General features: G+C 59.6%; 15 protein-coding genes. 6 read left to right on the top strand and 9 right to left on the bottom strand.

Going from position 1 to position 15,368, the window contains the following annotated elements; genetic code table 11:
- Positions 1-11 precede the first annotated feature (11 nt).
- The 4 genes from QP990_RS00175 to serS form a co-directional block, all read right to left on the bottom strand.
- A complete protein-coding gene (locus tag QP990_RS00175; RefSeq protein ID WP_023020089.1) occupies positions 12-749 on the bottom strand; it encodes an MIP/aquaporin family protein in 738 nt (245 codons plus the stop codon).
- A 3-nt stretch (positions 750-752) separates the two neighbouring features.
- A complete protein-coding gene (locus tag QP990_RS00170; RefSeq protein ID WP_034655573.1) occupies positions 753-2,477 on the bottom strand; it encodes a glycerol-3-phosphate dehydrogenase/oxidase in 1,725 nt (574 codons plus the stop codon).
- A gap of 296 nt (positions 2,478-2,773) precedes the next feature.
- Complete coding sequence (locus tag QP990_RS00165; protein ID WP_232212563.1) at positions 2,774-4,309, bottom strand: 1-acyl-sn-glycerol-3-phosphate acyltransferase; 1,536 nt, start codon at positions 4,307-4,309, stop codon at positions 2,774-2,776.
- Positions 4,310-4,410: 101 nt separating this feature from the next.
- Complete coding sequence (gene serS, locus QP990_RS00160) at positions 4,411-5,667, bottom strand: serine--tRNA ligase (protein WP_023020092.1); 1,257 nt, start codon at positions 5,665-5,667, stop codon at positions 4,411-4,413.
- 65 nt (positions 5,668-5,732) lie between these two features.
- Here serS and QP990_RS00155 point away from each other — a divergent pair, with 65 nt between their 5' ends.
- From QP990_RS00155 to QP990_RS00145, 3 genes are read left to right on the top strand one after another with little or no spacing between them, the layout of a single operon-like run.
- Positions 5,733-6,482 (top strand): GntR family transcriptional regulator, encoded by a 750-nt coding sequence (locus tag QP990_RS00155; RefSeq protein WP_023020093.1) that lies wholly within the window; start codon positions 5,733-5,735, stop codon positions 6,480-6,482.
- Positions 6,483-6,518: 36 nt separating this feature from the next.
- On the top strand, positions 6,519-7,592 hold the full coding sequence (locus tag QP990_RS00150) for a septum formation family protein (protein WP_023020094.1): 1,074 nt from the start codon (positions 6,519-6,521) through the stop codon (positions 7,590-7,592).
- Positions 7,592-7,939: a metallopeptidase family protein gene (locus tag QP990_RS00145; protein WP_023020095.1), complete on the top strand. Its 348-nt coding sequence runs from the start codon at positions 7,592-7,594 to the stop codon at positions 7,937-7,939. Before QP990_RS00150 ends, QP990_RS00145 begins: the two co-directional genes overlap by 1 nt.
- Here QP990_RS00145 and QP990_RS00140 read toward each other — a convergent pair.
- Together QP990_RS00140 and pheA are read right to left on the bottom strand one after the other, a co-directional pair.
- Positions 7,936-8,589, bottom strand: coding sequence for a histidine phosphatase family protein (locus QP990_RS00140; protein ID WP_023020096.1), 654 nt, complete (start codon positions 8,587-8,589; stop codon positions 7,936-7,938). The genes QP990_RS00145 and QP990_RS00140 overlap by 4 nt on opposite strands.
- Before the next feature lie 9 nt (positions 8,590-8,598).
- Positions 8,599-9,495 carry a prephenate dehydratase gene (pheA, locus tag QP990_RS00135; protein ID WP_023020097.1) on the bottom strand — a complete coding sequence of 299 codons (897 nt, stop codon included), beginning with the start codon at positions 9,493-9,495 and terminating at the stop codon, positions 8,599-8,601.
- 33 nt (positions 9,496-9,528) lie between these two features.
- On the opposite strand from pheA, the gene QP990_RS00130 reads away from it, so the two are divergent.
- The 3 genes from QP990_RS00130 to QP990_RS00120 all read left to right on the top strand — a co-directional run bounded on the left by QP990_RS00130 (position 9,529) and on the right by QP990_RS00120 (position 12,668).
- Positions 9,529-10,665: an amidase gene (locus QP990_RS00130; RefSeq protein ID WP_023020098.1), complete on the top strand. Its 1,137-nt coding sequence runs from the start codon at positions 9,529-9,531 to the stop codon at positions 10,663-10,665.
- Entirely contained in the window at positions 10,662-11,360 is a 699-nt protein-coding gene (locus QP990_RS00125; RefSeq protein ID WP_023020099.1) for a CPBP family intramembrane glutamic endopeptidase, read from the top strand. Before QP990_RS00130 ends, QP990_RS00125 begins: the two co-directional genes overlap by 4 nt.
- A gap of 63 nt (positions 11,361-11,423) precedes the next feature.
- Positions 11,424-12,668, top strand: a complete 1,245-nt coding sequence (locus QP990_RS00120; protein WP_023020100.1) for an LCP family protein — start codon at positions 11,424-11,426, stop codon at positions 12,666-12,668.
- 49 nt (positions 12,669-12,717) lie between these two features.
- Here QP990_RS00120 and QP990_RS00115 read toward each other — a convergent pair whose 3' ends face one another.
- Genes QP990_RS00115 through QP990_RS00105 form a run of 3 tightly spaced genes read right to left on the bottom strand, consistent with a single transcriptional unit; the run spans position 12,718 to position 15,310 of the window.
- Positions 12,718-13,638, bottom strand: a complete 921-nt coding sequence (locus QP990_RS00115) for a DUF5926 family protein (protein WP_023020101.1) — start codon at positions 13,636-13,638, stop codon at positions 12,718-12,720.
- Positions 13,639-13,658: 20 nt separating this feature from the next.
- Complete coding sequence (locus tag QP990_RS00110; protein ID WP_023020102.1) at positions 13,659-14,363, bottom strand: glycerophosphodiester phosphodiesterase family protein; 705 nt, start codon at positions 14,361-14,363, stop codon at positions 13,659-13,661.
- Complete coding sequence (locus tag QP990_RS00105; protein ID WP_023027783.1) at positions 14,363-15,310, bottom strand: L-lactate dehydrogenase; 948 nt, start codon at positions 15,308-15,310, stop codon at positions 14,363-14,365. The genes QP990_RS00110 and QP990_RS00105 overlap by 1 nt, the downstream gene beginning before the upstream one ends.
- Between the last annotated feature and the right edge of the window lie 58 nt (positions 15,311-15,368).

Genomic DNA, 15,368 nt, shown 5'->3' with positions numbered 1-15,368 from the left:
CGAAGATGGAATTAGAGCGCAACGGACAACAGGCCAACGGCTACGGCCGCGACCAATGGGGCCACGATGGGGACCCAAGCATAGCCCCAGTTCGCGCTGCCTTTGTCCTGGATGGGCAAGATGAATGCATAAGCAATTCGCGGGCCCAGATCACGGACCGGATTGATGGCATAACCCGTAGGGGTACCCAGGGACAGGCCGATCGCCACCACAACGAAAGCAACGGCAAAGTAGCTCATTGGGCCAAGCTCGCCGCCGGTGGGGCCGAAGGCAATGAACATCAACAGCACGCAGGTGGCGATGAACTCCGTCACCGCATTCCAGCCGTTCTTAGGATGTGCCGGCTTGGTAAAGAAGATACCGTTCGTGTCCTTATTGGCGCCGGTGACGTTTCCGGCGTCGTCGTAATTATTGGCGTCGAAAAGCTGCTTGAAGGCAGCCCATGCCAGGATGGCACCGAGGATAGCGCCGAGGATCTGGCCCAGGAAGTAGTACGGCACCAGAGACCACTCGAGCGAGCCGTTGACGGCCAACATTACGGTGACGGCGGGGTTAAGGTGCCCGCCCGTGGGATCGGCCACACTGGCACCGACGAAGACACCCATACCCCAACCCAGGGCGATAACGACCCAATCGGAGCCGCGCGCGCCAGAGGTGCGCAGGTTTACCAGCGCACATACGCCGTTTCCTAGAAGGAGCAGCAACGCAGTGCCGATAAACTCCCACAGGAATGCATCAAATCCGGTCATAACTTATACCTCGTTTTGGGTGGGTCGGGCGGATCCTGCGCGTACCAAAATGTCATTGGCCTCACGGTCAGTTACCGCAGCTTCTGCTTCAAGTTCGGCCTGGGTGTGGGCCTTGAATTGGGATACCTCGCGCTCCTTGTCGGCGTCGCTCCAGCCCAGCAGCGGTGCTACAAAATCAGCAACGGCCGGGGCGGCATTTACGCCGCGGTCACCAAACTCGATGGCGATACGCAGACGGCGGGACAGGATGTCCTCCAAGTGCAATGCACCCTCGTGGGTGACGGCGTAGCGGACCTCGGCCCACAGGTAGGACTCTGCACCTGGCACTGGCTCGAGCAGGGAGGCGTCCTCAGTAGCTGGCGCTAGGACCTCGCCCAGCAAAGAGCCATAGCGGCCGAGCAGGTGCTCAATGAACTTCTCGCTCAGGTTGTAGCGACGGGCCAGAGATGGGACTTGGTTAGCTAGAGCATGGTAGCCAGCGGCACCCAGGATCGGGGTTTGCTCGGTGATGGACTCTGGGACCTTGGTACCCAGTTCCTTCACCGCCAGGTCCACGGCATCCTTACCGATGACGCGGTACGTGGTGTACTTACCGCCGGCGACAGAGACCATGCCTGGGGCCACGCGTGCGACGGCGTGGTTGCGGGAAAGGTTGGTGGTGGAATCGGACTTGCCGGACAGCAGCGGGCGCAGGCCGGAGTAGACACCCACGATGTCATCGCGGGTGATCTGGCGGCGTACGCGCTGGTTTACCTGGTCCAGAATGTAGTCAATATCGGACTTGGTTGGTGCCGGATCTGGCAAGGAGAGACCCTTTTCCCAATCGGTATCGGTGGTACCGATAATCCAGTACTCGCCCCACGGGATAACGAAGAGGACGGACTTTTCGGTGACGAAGCACAGGGCTGCCTCTGCATCGAGCGCATCCTTCGGTACGACGATGTGCACGCCCTTCGAGGCGTGCACGGTGAACTTGCCCTCCACGCCGGCCATCTCTTGAATCTTGTCATTCCACACACCGGTGGCATTGATAAAGACCTTGCCGCGCACGGTGGTCTCGCGGCCGGTGGCGGTATCGCGAACCTTCGCGCCTACGATGCGGCCGCCGCGGTCCTTGTCAAAGCCAATGACCTCGGTATTGGTACGTACATCGGCACCATACTCGGCGGCGGTACGCAGCACGGTCATGGTATGGCGGGCGTCATCCACGAGGGTGTCGTAGTAGCGCACGCCGCCCACAATGGCATCATCCTTCAGGCCCGGGGTCACCTTCAGCACGCCCTTACGGGTCAAGTGCTTCTGCATTGGCACGCTCTTCGATCCGCCCATGAGGTCATAGAGCGTAAATCCACCGAACATCATGACGCGCTCCCATACATGGTGGGTCAGCGGGAAGATGAACTTCAACGGCTTCACCAGGTGAGGTGCCAGGGTAGACATGTTGAGCTCGCGCTCCTTGAGGGACTCTGCCACGAGGCGGAAGTCAAACATTGCCAGGTAGCGCAGGCCACCGTGGAACATCTTGGAGGAGCGGGAAGAGGTACCTGCGGCGAAGTCGCGTGCCTCAATGACGGCGGTCTTCAGACCGCGGGTGGCGGCATCCGCTGCCGCACCGGCGCCTACGGAACCGCCACCAATAATGACTACGTCGTAGTCCTCATCTGCGTACCCGTTCCATAGATTTTCAAAGTATTCAGGGTTAAAGGATTGATTGCTTTGCTGGATCATTACTGACCGCATCTCCTTCCTTGGTGCTTGCATGTGCCTGGGCCATTGGTCCGTGAATGAGATGGCATAAGCACAGCTAAAAGCAGGTAATTATGGGTTCGGTGGAAAGTATCGCACCGGGGCTACAGAGACTTCATCTCCTAAAATATATGTTAGGGGCCACCGACTTGAGTTACACATGTGGTTACTCACACGTAAGTTTCAGGCCCGTAAGCAGTCAGTTTCCTTAAAATACTTAGACTTCCAAAAAGAAAACCACCCCCTCGCGGGGGTGTAAAGCGGACGAAAAACTGTCGCTATTTCTTCGCTAAACGTGCCATCGCCTCGAGTACCTCTGACATTCCGGCCTTTTCTGCCGAGTAGGTTACCGCTTGAGCACCCTTAACCACCTCTATCGGGGCAGTTTCCAAAGCCACCACCGGCATCCACTCAAGGAAGTCCTCATCCCCCGGCTCATTTGCAAAGACTAGAGTCTCTTCCGGCTCATCCTGCAGATCCTCTAGGATGCGCTCCACGCCTTGTGCCGCACTGGCGGCAGTAACGGACATTGCTGCAGCATCGAGGCGTGGCTGTGCAACATCCTCATCAATGACAATGGTCCACACGGCTTGCGGGACATCCACATCGCCCGCGGGCGATACCACTATGAGAACTTCGGCCGCCGGGTAGATATCCGCAAAAGCCTTGCGCAACCGCGGGGTCAGTGCCCCATCCTCCCAATTCAGCGCACTACTGTGCGCTACCACCACACGCGGGATGGAGGAGAATTGAGCCTTCATGCGGTGCGGCAGGCGCGAGACGATAAGCCGGGATTGGGTAGCTGCTGCCAAAAGGCCCTGCTCAGCTTTAGAACCGGCCCAAATCTCTTTGCTGCTGGCGGTAATGGAAGCCTGGGTTTGCGCCACATCAGATTTCAGTTGCGCCATAACATCCGCGACCTTATCGCGGCCTTCATCCAAACCACGTGTTGCCTCTTCCACCACGGCGTTCAGATTGGCTTTGATCCAATCCAAAGTCTCTGGGGCGGTGCGCGCCTTAGTCTTGGGCGCATCCTCTTCATCCCCCTTGGCGGCGGCCATGCGGTTGCGCACTAGGTCAACCGTGGTGACGGATACGCGTTCTTTAAGCCCCACCAGATCATCACGTAGCCGGCGTACGCGGTGGCGCTCAGTTTCTACTTCAGCATCCCGCTCCTCCGCTTCTTCGAGGGTGGGAGCGCCGCCGCCCTTGCGGGCGGGCACCCAATAATCGCCCGCTGGCATGGGGCCAAATTCAGCTTCGTACTGTTCCCATAGCCCTTCCAAAGCCTCTTGCATTCGGCGCCTAATCTCCGCGGTATCGGCTTCCGCATCACCAGTGGGATAGTACGGTTCTAGGGCAGTGATAAAGACTGGAGTCTTCGTCCGTCCCAGATTCTTTTTATGCCCCTTGGTCCACAGGCGCTGGGAGCCGAAGATGACCTGCGGGATTACCGGCACCCCAGCCTCATAGGCGATACGGGAGGCACCACTTTTCATGCTGCGGATTTCGAAGCTGCGGGAAATCGTGCCTTCAGAAAACACCCCGACAAGTTCGCCCTCTTTAGCGAGCCGAACCGCCTGCCGCATTGAGGCATTGCCATCGATGCGATCAACTGGCACATGGTGCATGGCCTTGAGCAAGGGACCCGCTAGTGGGGCTTTAAAGATGCCAGCCTTTGCCAAGAAGCGCACGAGGCGCTTTTTGCGGTAAGCCAAAAAGGCCCCGAAGAGGAAGTCCATGTAGCCGGTGTGGTTACAGACCAACACCGCGCCGCCTTCATCGGGGATATTTTCTTCACCCGAAAGGCGCATTTTTAATCCCTGCGCCAGAGTCACCCCCCTACCAATGTGAGTGATCTGGCGATACAGGAAATTCGTCGCAGCGTTCATAACTCTCCAGGACGACGGCGGACTTACTGCGGGGTGAGGACATCCTTGCCCACGAAGGGGCGCAGGGCCTCAGGGACAACGACAGAGCCGTCGGCCTGCTGGTGGTTTTCCAAGATAGCAACTAGCCAGCGAGTAGTCGCCAGGGTGCCGTTCAAGGTAGCTGCGGTCTGGGTCTTGCCATTCTCGTCACGGTAACGGGTGGACAGGCGGCGAGCCTGGAAGGTGGTGCAGTTCGAGGTGGAAGTCAGCTCGCGGTAGGTGCCTTGGGTAGGAACCCAAGCCTCATTGTCGAACTTGCGGGCCGCCGAAGAACCGAGATCGCCACCGGCAATGTCGATGGTGCGGTAGGGCAGCTCCATGGCTTCAAGCATGTCCTTTTCCATGGATAGAAGGCGCTGGTGCATTTCCTCCGCATCTTCAGGCTTGCAGTAAACGAACATCTCCAGCTTGTCGAATTGGTGGACGCGCAGGATGCCGCGAGTGTCCTTACCGTGGGAGCCGGCCTCGCGGCGGAAGCAGGAGGACCAGCCAGCGTACTGCAGCGGACCGTTAGAAAGGTCGATAATCTCATCCTTGTGGTAGCCGGCAAGGGCCACCTCAGAGGTACCGACTAGGTACATATCATCGGCTGGGAGGTAGTACACCTCATCGGAGTGCTGTCCCAGGAACCCGGTGCCGGACATAATGTCTGGGCGAACTAGAACTGGCGGAATCATTAGCTTGAAACCAGCTTCGCGCGCCTTCTGTGCTGCAAGCATAAGCATTCCCAACTGGAGGAAGGCACCGTCACCAGTGAGGTAGTAGAAGCGAGCTCCACCTACCTTAGCGCCACGCTTGACATCGATAAGGCCCAGGGACTCGCCCAGCTCAAGGTGATCTTTCGGTTCGAAGTCGAACTCAGGAATCTGGCCGACCTCTTCCATCACCACGAAGTCATCTTCGCCGCCGGCTGGGGCGCCTTCAACCACGTTATCCAGCTTGTACTGCAGCTCTTCCACCTTGGCCTCAGCGGCAGACTGTGCCTCTTCCGCTTCCTTGACCTTGGCCTTCAGCTCATTGGAGCCCTCTAGCAAAGCCGGGCGCTCTTCCGGGGAGGCCTGGCCGATCTTCTTGCCAAAAGCCTTCTGCTCGGAGCGCAGTTCGTCGGCCTTTTGAATAGCAGCACGGCGCTGCTCATCAGCTTCCAAGAGCTGGTCTACGAGGGAGGGATCCTCACCTCGATTCACCTGGGAAGCACGGACAACGTCAGGGTTTTCGCGGAGTAGCTTGAGATCAATCACGAATGTAAGTTTAGCGTATTGACAACACCTTGCGGTGGTAATAACCAGCGAATTACCATGGAGTTATGTCCGCCGTTCAGCTCCCCGCCCGCACTATTACGGACGGCCCCGTTCCAAAACACGCCCAATTGCACGATATCCTCGAAGAATTGTGCCGCACGACCCTCAAACCCGGCGATACCCTCCCCGGCGAAAGGCTCCTTGAAGAGACCTACGGGGTGTCACGTATCACAGTACGCCGCGCCATCGGTGATCTCGTCGCGGCCGGAAAATTGCGCCGCATCCGCGGTAAGGGCACCTTCGTGGCCCCCAATCCCCTAGTCTCCCGGCTCCACCTGGCCTCATTTTCAGATGAGATGGGCGCCCAAGACGTCACCGCCTCTTCTAAAATCCTTACTAGCGGCCGCAGTAGCGCCCCAGAGGATGCCGCCATCTTTTTTGATACGCCCGCTAACGCCGAACATATTCACCTGCGCCGCCTGCGCTTGGGCGATGGCGAACCGTACTCCATCGACGATGGCTGGTATAACTCCACGTTCGCGCCCAGCCTTTTGGAAAATGACATCTACAACTCGGTCTACGCCATCCTCGATTCTGTCTTTGATGTCCCCATCACCGATGCGGATCAGACGGTCTCTGCAATATCGGCCGATGCGGACACTGCCCCGCTTCTCGACGTCCCCGTGGGCACCCCGCTGCTCCACATTGTGCGCTACTCCCGCTCGGGCGATAGGCCGGTGGAGTGGTGCTCCTCAGTTTATCGCACCGACCGCTATCGCCTGACTACCCGGGTGGCTAGGGAGAACAGTCTCTAGCCAGCATCCAGGTTAAAAGGTAAGATTAGGGGCCTTATGAAGAAATCACCTGCGTGGCGTTCCGCTGTGGCCGTCCAGATTGTCTTGATTGCGGCAATCGCGGCGGCCGTTTTCATGGGCATCTACGGCGTTATCAGCTCCCAGAAATCGGGCAGCGATGAGACCACCGCTGCCCAGCAGCACGATAGCGGGGATAATTCAGAAACCGCTGCCCCTAAACCGGAACCTTTCACCGCCGCGGCCGCTGGTGCCTGCTTGACGTGGGATATCGCGAAAGATGGCTCCGCCACAGGGTTCAAGGAAGTACCTTGTTCCGAACAGCACCGCTTCGAGGTCTCCAAGACCGAAGACTTAAGTGTGTACCCCACCAGCGAATTCGGACCAGATGCTACTCGCCCGGCACTTACCCGCCAACACCAATTGCGCGATGAGCTGTGCGAATCCGCCACCGTGAACTACCTGCACGGCAAGTGGGATCCCAACGGCAAGTACGACGTAGCATCCATTCTCCCGCCGCAGTCTGCCTGGGATCGCGGCGACCGCACCCTACTCTGTGGCCTGCAAACCACCGATGACCACGGCGTACCGCAGCTTAATCACGGCAACGTAGAAGCCTCCGAGCAGGCCAACCTCACCAAGCCGGGCGAATGCTTGGCCATCGATGACAAGCAGGTTCCACACGTCGTTGAATGCGCTAAGCCGCACCAGATGGAAACCGTATCCGTCATTGATGTGGGCAAGCAGTTCCCTGATGGCTACCCGGATGGCAAGGATATGGACAAATTCCTTTCCGATACCTGCACCGCCGCTACCGAGGACTACCTCGGCGGCGAAGAACAGCTCTATCAATCCACGCTGCAACCGTTCTGGGGTTCTATCACCGAGGCCTCATGGAATGGTGGCACCAAGTCCGTCAATTGCTTCCTCGTGCATGCCCGCGCAGGCGGCGGCTTCTCTGCCATCACCGGTTCCGCTACCGGTGGCCGTCAGGCCCTGACTATCGATGGCAAGCCGCCGGAGGAGCGACCTGAGCGCAATCCGCTGCGCGAGGATAAGGACAATAAGCCAGCGCCCGAATCCGCCGCCCCTGCACCAGCCCCAGCACCCTAATGGTGGAGGTTTCGGAAGAGCGCTTCGATGAAATGGTCAACGAGGCGCTGGATCAGGTCCCCGAGGAATTTGTACGTCGCATGCGCAACCTCGTCATCTTGGTCGAAGATGAAAACCCCGATAACCCGATGCTGCTCGGGCTCTATGAAGGCGTGGCACTGCCCCGCCGCACCTTCGACCACACCGGTTTCTTGCCCGATGCGATCTTCATTTACCGGAAGACGCTGCAGCGCTGGTCCGGCAGCGAGGAAGACCTAGCAGAGCAGGTCAAGGTGACGGTATTTCACGAGCTCGGCCACTATTTTGGCCTCGAGGAAGAGGAGCTGCACCGCCTAGGCTGGGGTTAGAGCTCCGTATCTGCCCAACGGGTCAATGCCCACTGCCCAAAATCCTTGCCGCAGGGCTCCATCACCATGAAGCGGCAATTGGGCAGATAGCCGGTATAGGCAAAGTCGGCATCAACCCCCGTGGCATGCTTGGTGACCACGCGGATGGCCGCGCCGTGGCTGACAAGGATGACATCGTGGTCGTCGGCAAGCTGGCCTGCAATGCCCTCCAGCACCGGCTGGTAGCGCGCCAGCACATCCTCCAGGGTCTCGCCGCCTTCCATGCCGGCGTCCTGCTCGCCATCGCACCAGCCGCGCAGGGCCACCATGTGCGAACGGTGGGCATCCTCGCTGCCGTCCATTTCCCAATCGCCGGCAGAAATCTCGTGCACTCCGGAGATCACGTCCACACGCTGAGAAAACTCGGGCATACCGCGCTCTTGTTCAAAGGCGCGTGCCGCCAGCATCGCAGTCTGCTGAGCGCGCAGGGCAATGGAACATTTAAATTCCACCTCGCGCTCGCCCACCAACTGCGCTAGCTCACGGCCAACCTCCGTGGCTTGGTCGCGCCCGTGCTCAGTAAGCTCGGCCCCAGGCGGGCGGGTATCAAGAAGACGAGAAATATTGGAATAGGTCTGACCATGGCGCAGCAGGATGATTCTTCCGGGCATGCCTCTAGATTATTGGCCCCTGCGTGCCCGCGCTACCCATTCATCCGCCGCGGCAAGATCGCGCGGCGGCCTGCCTGCGGGGGTTGCCGCCGGCCAAGAACCAAGGAAGAGCACGTTCTGCGCCCGCAACCACAATGCCCGGAGCGCCTCTGCCACCGGTTGGTCTTCAATATGCCCAATGAGGTCTACATAGAAACGGTATTCCCCAAAGGCCTCCCGCTTAGGACGCGACTCGATCCGGGAAAGGTCCACCCCACGGTGCGCAAAGTCCTGCAGTGCCCCCACCAGGCTGCCCGGCTCATTAGGCAGGGTGAAGATAACACTCGTGCGATCCTGTCCGGTACGCGCGGTTGGTTTTCCCGGGCGCCCCACCAAAACAAACCGTGTTGCCGCGCCCTTTATATCCGCCACCCCCTGGGCGATGGTCTCCAAGCCAAAGATCTCGGCCGCACGCGCTGGCGCCGCCGCGGCATCAGCGTCCCCACGGGCCACAGCCTCGGCCGCAGCCGCATTGGAGCTAGCCGGCACGAACTCAACCTCCGGCAGGTGTTCTTTTACCCACCCGCGGATTTGTTGGAAAGCCACCGGGTGGGTACTGAGCCGTTTAATATCCTCCGCATCCGGCCGGGTCATGATGCTAAAGGCCACGGGGATATCCACCTCGCGGTAAATCTGCACCGGTTCTCCCTCTACAAGGGCATCAAAGGTGGTGGTTACCGCGCCATCGACGGAATTTTCAATAGCTACGCAGGCATACTCGGCCTGCTCGGCGCGCACCGCGGCCACCGCTTCCGATGGAGAGCCAACCGGCATGGTCTCTACTTCCGGCATATGCGCGGCAAACTTGTGCACGGCCGCTTCCGTAAACGTTCCGGCCGGTCCAAGGAAGGCGATGGTGGTAGTCATGCTCGTCACCTTAGCCCACTAGACTGGTGCCCCATGGACTTTTCCGTAGAACAGCTCCGCGCGGACCTGCGCGGCCTTGCCCCAGAGGAGCATGGTTTTACCTACGTGGATCTGGACCGCAAGCCTTCCGCCTACGGCCGGCTAAGCGGCTGGGTCCTGTCCGCTAAGGATCTCTGCGATGTCCGCGGCATGCCCACTACCTTGGGAAACATCGATCGTACCTACTACCCTGAGCGTAGCGATTCCTTCATAGAGGGCTTGGAAAAGCAGGGTGCGCGCATCATCGGCAAGTCCTCCGCTCCGGAACTTGGCCTGCGTGTAGATACGGAACCGGTGGGCCTGCCCCACCCCGATAATCCCCTCTACCCCGGCTGCACCCCGGGTGGTTCTTCGGGTGGCGCGGCGGTGCAAGTCAGACGAGGATTGCTGCGAGCAGCCCACGCCAGCGATGGCGGCGGATCCATCCGCGTGCCGGCCGCGGCCTGCGGCGTCGTGGGTTTCAAACCGGCGGGTGCGGAGCTGGGCGTGCAGGGCTTTATTACCCGGACCGTGGCAGATAATGCGTTTTTGCATGGGCACCGCATGATCACCCCGCGCGCCCGCATCGGTCTGCTACTGGAGCCGTTGTTCTGCGATGCCAGCGTCGCTGCGCACCACCTCCGCGCCGCCCGCGAGGCCGCCCAGCGCCTACAGGCAGCCGGCTTTCAGGTAGTGCCCATTTCCCCCTACCCTCAGGCTCGGGCTACCTTTGCGCATTTCCGGAATATTTTTACCTCCCGCCTAGCGGAGCTTCACCCAGCAGAAGGCTACGCCGAGTGGATTGCCCAGCAGGGGCGGCGCGTCAGCTCTGCTGAGGTGGCCGCGGCGCGGGCACACGTTCGGCAGCTGCCGGACCTACTGGCCCAAGAGTGGGGCGTAGATGCCATCCTCACCCCGATGCTGACCACGGATCCACCGCGCACCGGATATTTCCTGTCTCTGTCCCATGAGGAGAATTTCGCAGCCCAGACCCAGTGGTCCCCGTGGGGTTCGCTGTTTAATATGGCCCAACTTCCCGCCATTTCCGTGCCGTGGACCATTCCCAATCACCCACCGGTGGGAGTACACCTAGGGGGCATTACGCTTTCCGACGCCTCCCTGCTCGGCCTCGCCCACATCCTGCACCCATGACCAAGTCTCTACGCGCCGAACTGCTCATCGTCCTCACCCTCACCTTTGGTATTTCCGGGGTGCGGGCGGTGTTGAACCTCATCAATTCCTTCGCCTCACCGCAGCGGCTCAATGAGCAATCGGTCACGCTCAACTCCAGCCAGTCCTCTTTAGCCTGGGTGGATATGGGCCTGCAGCTGTGCTCGGCCGCTGTACTCTGCTCCTATGGTGCCTTAGCGCTCTTCCTGCTGGCTAAGGACCATATTTTCCCGCGCGCCTACCGCGCCCGCGACTGGCTGGAGGGGGCAGGGCTTGCCGCACTTATTGGAATTCCGGGACTCGCCCTATATTTCACGTCAGTCCACTTCGGGTGGAGCAAAGAGGTTATCCCCGGCGATTTTGCCAATGCTTGGGTGCACATTCCCGTTTCCCTTTTTAAGGCAGCGGCTAATGCCTTTGCGGAGGAAACCGTGGTGGTGATGTGGTTTATGACGCGCTTGCGCCAGGCCCGTTGGTCCCTGCTGACAATACTTGCCGCGAGCTCTGTCTTGCGCGGTTCTTACCACCTCTACCAAGGAGTTTCTGCTGGATGTGGCAATATCATCATGGGGTTCGTTTATGGCTACTACTACCACCGCACGGGGCGAGTATGGCCGTTAGTCATAGCGCATTTTCTTATCGACGCCGTCGCTTTCGTGGGTTATTCCTTCCTGTGAAAATGCCCTTAGGGGGACGTCGCGAAGCGGGCGAAACTCCCCGCACCTTGTAAGGTATAGCGCATGACTGAATCAGGACGAGATCCGCATAGGGAGGCCCGCCGCGCCGGCGACGGTTCCTCCACTGAATTCGTCCTTGGGGCCGATGGGCGTCCCCTCAAGGATCGATACGGCCGCCCCATTCGACGCCGTTCCTCCGCCCGCCCGACGCCGCGGCGCGTCGAACCGGAACAGCAATCCTTCCGCGCTCCGCAGCCACAGCGGCAGCAACAGCCACCGCGCCGCACCCCACCCCCAACGCCGAGCCGCTACCCGAGTCAATACCGAGCGCAGCAACGCCCACCCCGTCGGACCGAACCCCGACCTGCGCCCCGCCAGCGCCCGCATAGCCGCCGCAAGAAGGTCAATCCGGCCAAGCGCGCCCTCGGTTGTATTGGTATGGCGCTTGTTGTCCTCTTGGTATTCAACCTCGTCTTCATGTTTTGGACCGATGCTCGCCTCACCCGTGTCGAAGCGCTTCCAGAAGACCAAGTGTCTAATACCGCCGGCACCAATTGGTTGCTCGTCGGTTCCGATTCTCGTCAGGGCCTCAGCGAGGAACAGCAGGCCGAACTGGGCACCGGCGGCGATGTAGGTGAAGGCCGTACCGATACCATCATGCTGCTGCACATTCCCCGCACCGGCAAGGCCAAGCTCGTGTCCATTCCGCGCGATAGCTACGTAGAGGTCCCCGGTTTTGGCATGGACAAAATCAATGCCGCCTTTACCTACGGTGGACCGCAGCTACTCGCCCAAACCGTTGAAGGGACAACCGGTCTGCACATCGACCACTATGCCGAAATCGGCATGGGTGGCCTGGCCAATGTGGTCGATTCTGTCGGCGGTGTGGACGTGTGCGTGAAAGAACCCATCAATGACCCGCTCGCCGGCATCGATCTCCAAGACGGCTGCCAAAAGCTCAAGGGACGCGATGCCTTGGGCTACGTGCGCACCCGTGCTACTGCCATGGGTGACCTAGACCGCGTGCAGCGCCAGCGCGAATTCTTCTCCGCTTTGCTGGATAAGGTGGCTTCTCCTGCCACCATTATCAACCCATTCCGCGCCTACTCCTTGGTCAACCACACCGCTTCCTCGTTCATCGTGGGCAACGGTGACCACGTCTGGCATCTTGCCCGCGTGGCGCTTGCCATGGGCTCCGGTGTGGAAACAGAAACCGTCCCCATCGGTGGGTTCCAAGACACCGAGGTAGGCAACGTAGTCCTCTGGGACGAGGAAGCAGCCTCTGGGTTGTGGGATTCCCTCAAATAGGGATCAAAAAATGGCACCTCCGCCACAGGAGGTGCCATTTTTTATGTCTTTAACGCAAGGTCACCTGGCGAGACTTGATGTTTTCGAGCTGCTTGCGCTCATCGGCGCTGAGCTGAGCATCATTAGAAATTTCCTCCTCCAGGGCCTTATCCACGCGGGTGAGGTGGTCCTCATAGGAAGCGTGGTCAACCTCTGGATCCAAGTCAAAGACTGGGGCAATAAGGCCGTGGGTGCGGAAGACACCGGCAAACTTGGTATCTTCACCGAGGTTCAGCTCACCGCGGGCGGCTACGCGTGCCAGCGCATTCAAGAATGCGGATTCATCGTCACTCGGGCGGACCCAACGAATATGGGCCTTGCCACCGCCGGCATTTGCCCAGAAAGCAGCGCCGGTGATGTTCTCGCCCACTTCGTGGGATTCGATGACGGAATCATTAGCTGCGCGTAGGGACTGCGCAATCTGCGGGGTGACCTGTGCACCCTCCGGGATCCACCATTCGAAGTCTTGGTGCACCTGCACGTCGAGGGCTGCGGAGGCGTCGATAAGCTCTTCCAGCTTCGGCTCCGAGCCATCAGCCGCAGTGGATTCCAGGGTGGCGCCAGGCTCATTATTCTTCACCCAGTTGAGGGCAAAGGCGAGGTCGCGGCCCGGGTTATGGGTATGCGACTGTACCTGCAAGCCCACGAAGGCATCGCCGCCAAATTCGGCATCACGAATTAGCGCAGCAGAAGCACCCGGCAAGACGGTGGCTACATATACGTTCTTGTCGCAGCCCTTGACCTCAAGCTTGGCAAAAGCGGAGGGGACGAACTCCTGCATGGCGACCAGGCTGGCCTCTGCAGCAAGTCCACCGTAGGGGCGGGGATCCTTTTCTAGGGCAGCGCGCTCCTTGGCGCGGGCGGCGAGCTTTGCCTGGCGGCGGGACATGCCATCAGGCAGCTGTTCCTTGTTCTTTTTCTTCTTGGCCATGCTTCCAAGATACCTGGTTACTAGAGCTCAATGGCATGCAGGGCCACTTCGGGTTGGTTGGTAGCGAGCATATCCACCCCATTGGCCCACGCCCACTTCATATCCTCCGGCTTATCTACGGTCCACAGGTAAGTAGGCAATCCCTGGGCACCGATAATTGCTGGCTGTAGCTTCGCACGCAGCAAGGATACGCCCAGAGCGGTGGGCTTGGACAACATCACATCGGGCCGGTTGACGTGGCGTTCCCAATCGCGGCGGAGATAAATCCGGTCCATATGCGGCGCCAAGTTTTGCATCCGCCGAATGGCATGGTGGGAAAAGGAAATGATGTGGATCCGGGGATCGTCGAAAAGCCCTGCATAACGCAGGCGCAGCACCGTTTGCTCCTCCAGGATGTCGCCCTGCCCGGAGGGGTGCTTGGTCTCGATGTATAGGTGGTGCGGTTTGCCCTCGAGTAGCTCCAAGAGTTCATCGAGAAGCATCATGCGTTGGCCCGAACCGATGTCCACGCCGCGCAATTCTTCCCAGTCCAGCTTGGAAATGCGGCCGGGGCGCCCCGCAGTGCGGTCCAACGTGGGATCGTGTTGGACCACTACCTTTCCATCGCGCGTCAAGCGCACATCGCACTCGACGCCATGAATTGGCAAATCTAAAGCCTTCTCAAAAGCTAGAGGGGATAGCTCTGGATATTTTCCGGAGTATCCCCTGTGGGCGACAATCTTCACTAGCCGAAGAACTCTTCCTTGATGTCATTCAGGGTCTTCGCAGAAGCATCGAAACGCTCCTTTTCGTGCTCATTGAGCTGCAGCTCAATCGCGCGCACGATGCCGGAACGATTGATAATGGCGGCAGTGCCGATGTAGAGATCTTCTACGCCGTACTCGCCCTGCAGATACGCAGACACTGGCAGAGCCACGTCCTGGTTCTGGATGACGGCGGCGGTAATGCGGGCTAGGCCCATGCCGATGCCGAAAGAGGTAGAACCCTTGGCATCAATGATGGAGTAGGCAGCATCGCGGGTATCTTCGAAGATCTTCTCGATGCGCTCAGCGTACTCCGGATCCGTGTCGAACTTCTTGGACAACGGAACACCAGCGATATTGGCAGTAGAGACGGCCGGCAGCTCGGAATCGCCGTGCTCGCCCACGATGTAGGCGTGAACGGACTTCGGGGCAACGCCTTCTAGCTCACCCAACATGTAGCGGAAGCGAGCGGAGTCCAGCACGGTGCCGGAGCCGATGACTCGCTTGTGGTCCAGGCCGGAGGCCTTCCATACGGCGTAGGTCAGGATGTCCACTGGGTTGGAGGCGACAAGGAAGATGCCGTCAAAGTCATTGGCCATGACATCGGAGACGATGCTGTTCATGATCTTGACGTTTTTGCCCACCAGGTCGAGGCGGGTTTCGCCCGGCTTCTGTGCGGCACCGGCGCAGATGACAACCATATCGGCGTCTGCGCAATCGGCGTAGGTGCCCTTGGTGACGCGAGTGCGGGTGGGGGCCCAAACAACGCCGTGATTGAGGTCCATGACGTTGCCCTCTAGCTTCTTTTCATCGATGTCGATGATTGCCAGGTGGTCAACGATGCTTTGGTTGATGAGAGCGAAGGCGTAGGCGACTCCCACGTCGCCGGCGCCGATGAGAACTACCTTGTTTCCTACATGATTTGCCATGACCCCATTGTGCAACTTTTTGGGGGGTTTTGCACGGGCTAGATCTCACCCTGAAATT

This window comes from Corynebacterium sp. MSK071 (assembly GCF_030232125.1).
Lineage (GTDB): Bacteria > Actinomycetota > Actinomycetes > Mycobacteriales > Mycobacteriaceae > Corynebacterium > Corynebacterium kefirresidentii.
This window is presented reverse-complemented; position numbering and strand designations above follow the sequence as displayed.

What these genes read in the sequence shown, in the direction of transcription:
- QP990_RS00175 (WP_023020089.1), bottom strand. Translation starts at nt 749, where the DNA reads ATGACCGGATTTGATGCATTCCTGTGGGAGTTTATCGGCACTGCGTTG.
- QP990_RS00170 (WP_034655573.1), bottom strand. Translation starts at nt 2,477, where the DNA reads ATGATCCAGCAAAGCAATCAATCCTTTAACCCTGAATACTTTGAAAAT.
- QP990_RS00165 (WP_232212563.1), bottom strand. Translation starts at nt 4,309, where the DNA reads ATGCGCCTTTCGGGTGAAGAAAATATCCCCGATGAAGGCGGCGCGGTG.
- QP990_RS00155 (WP_023020093.1), top strand. Translation starts at nt 5,733, where the DNA reads ATGTCCGCCGTTCAGCTCCCCGCCCGCACTATTACGGACGGCCCCGTT.
- QP990_RS00150 (WP_023020094.1), top strand. Translation starts at nt 6,519, where the DNA reads ATGAAGAAATCACCTGCGTGGCGTTCCGCTGTGGCCGTCCAGATTGTC.
- QP990_RS00145 (WP_023020095.1), top strand. Translation starts at nt 7,592, where the DNA reads ATGGTGGAGGTTTCGGAAGAGCGCTTCGATGAAATGGTCAACGAGGCG.
- QP990_RS00140 (WP_023020096.1), bottom strand. Translation starts at nt 8,589, where the DNA reads ATGCCCGGAAGAATCATCCTGCTGCGCCATGGTCAGACCTATTCCAAT.
- pheA (WP_023020097.1), bottom strand. Translation starts at nt 9,495, where the DNA reads ATGACTACCACCATCGCCTTCCTTGGACCGGCCGGAACGTTTACGGAA.
- QP990_RS00130 (WP_023020098.1), top strand. Translation starts at nt 9,529, where the DNA reads ATGGACTTTTCCGTAGAACAGCTCCGCGCGGACCTGCGCGGCCTTGCC.
- QP990_RS00125 (WP_023020099.1), top strand. Translation starts at nt 10,662, where the DNA reads ATGACCAAGTCTCTACGCGCCGAACTGCTCATCGTCCTCACCCTCACC.
- QP990_RS00120 (WP_023020100.1), top strand. Translation starts at nt 11,424, where the DNA reads ATGACTGAATCAGGACGAGATCCGCATAGGGAGGCCCGCCGCGCCGGC.
- QP990_RS00115 (WP_023020101.1), bottom strand. Translation starts at nt 13,638, where the DNA reads ATGGCCAAGAAGAAAAAGAACAAGGAACAGCTGCCTGATGGCATGTCC.
- QP990_RS00105 (WP_023027783.1), bottom strand. Translation starts at nt 15,310, where the DNA reads ATGGCAAATCATGTAGGAAACAAGGTAGTTCTCATCGGCGCCGGCGAC.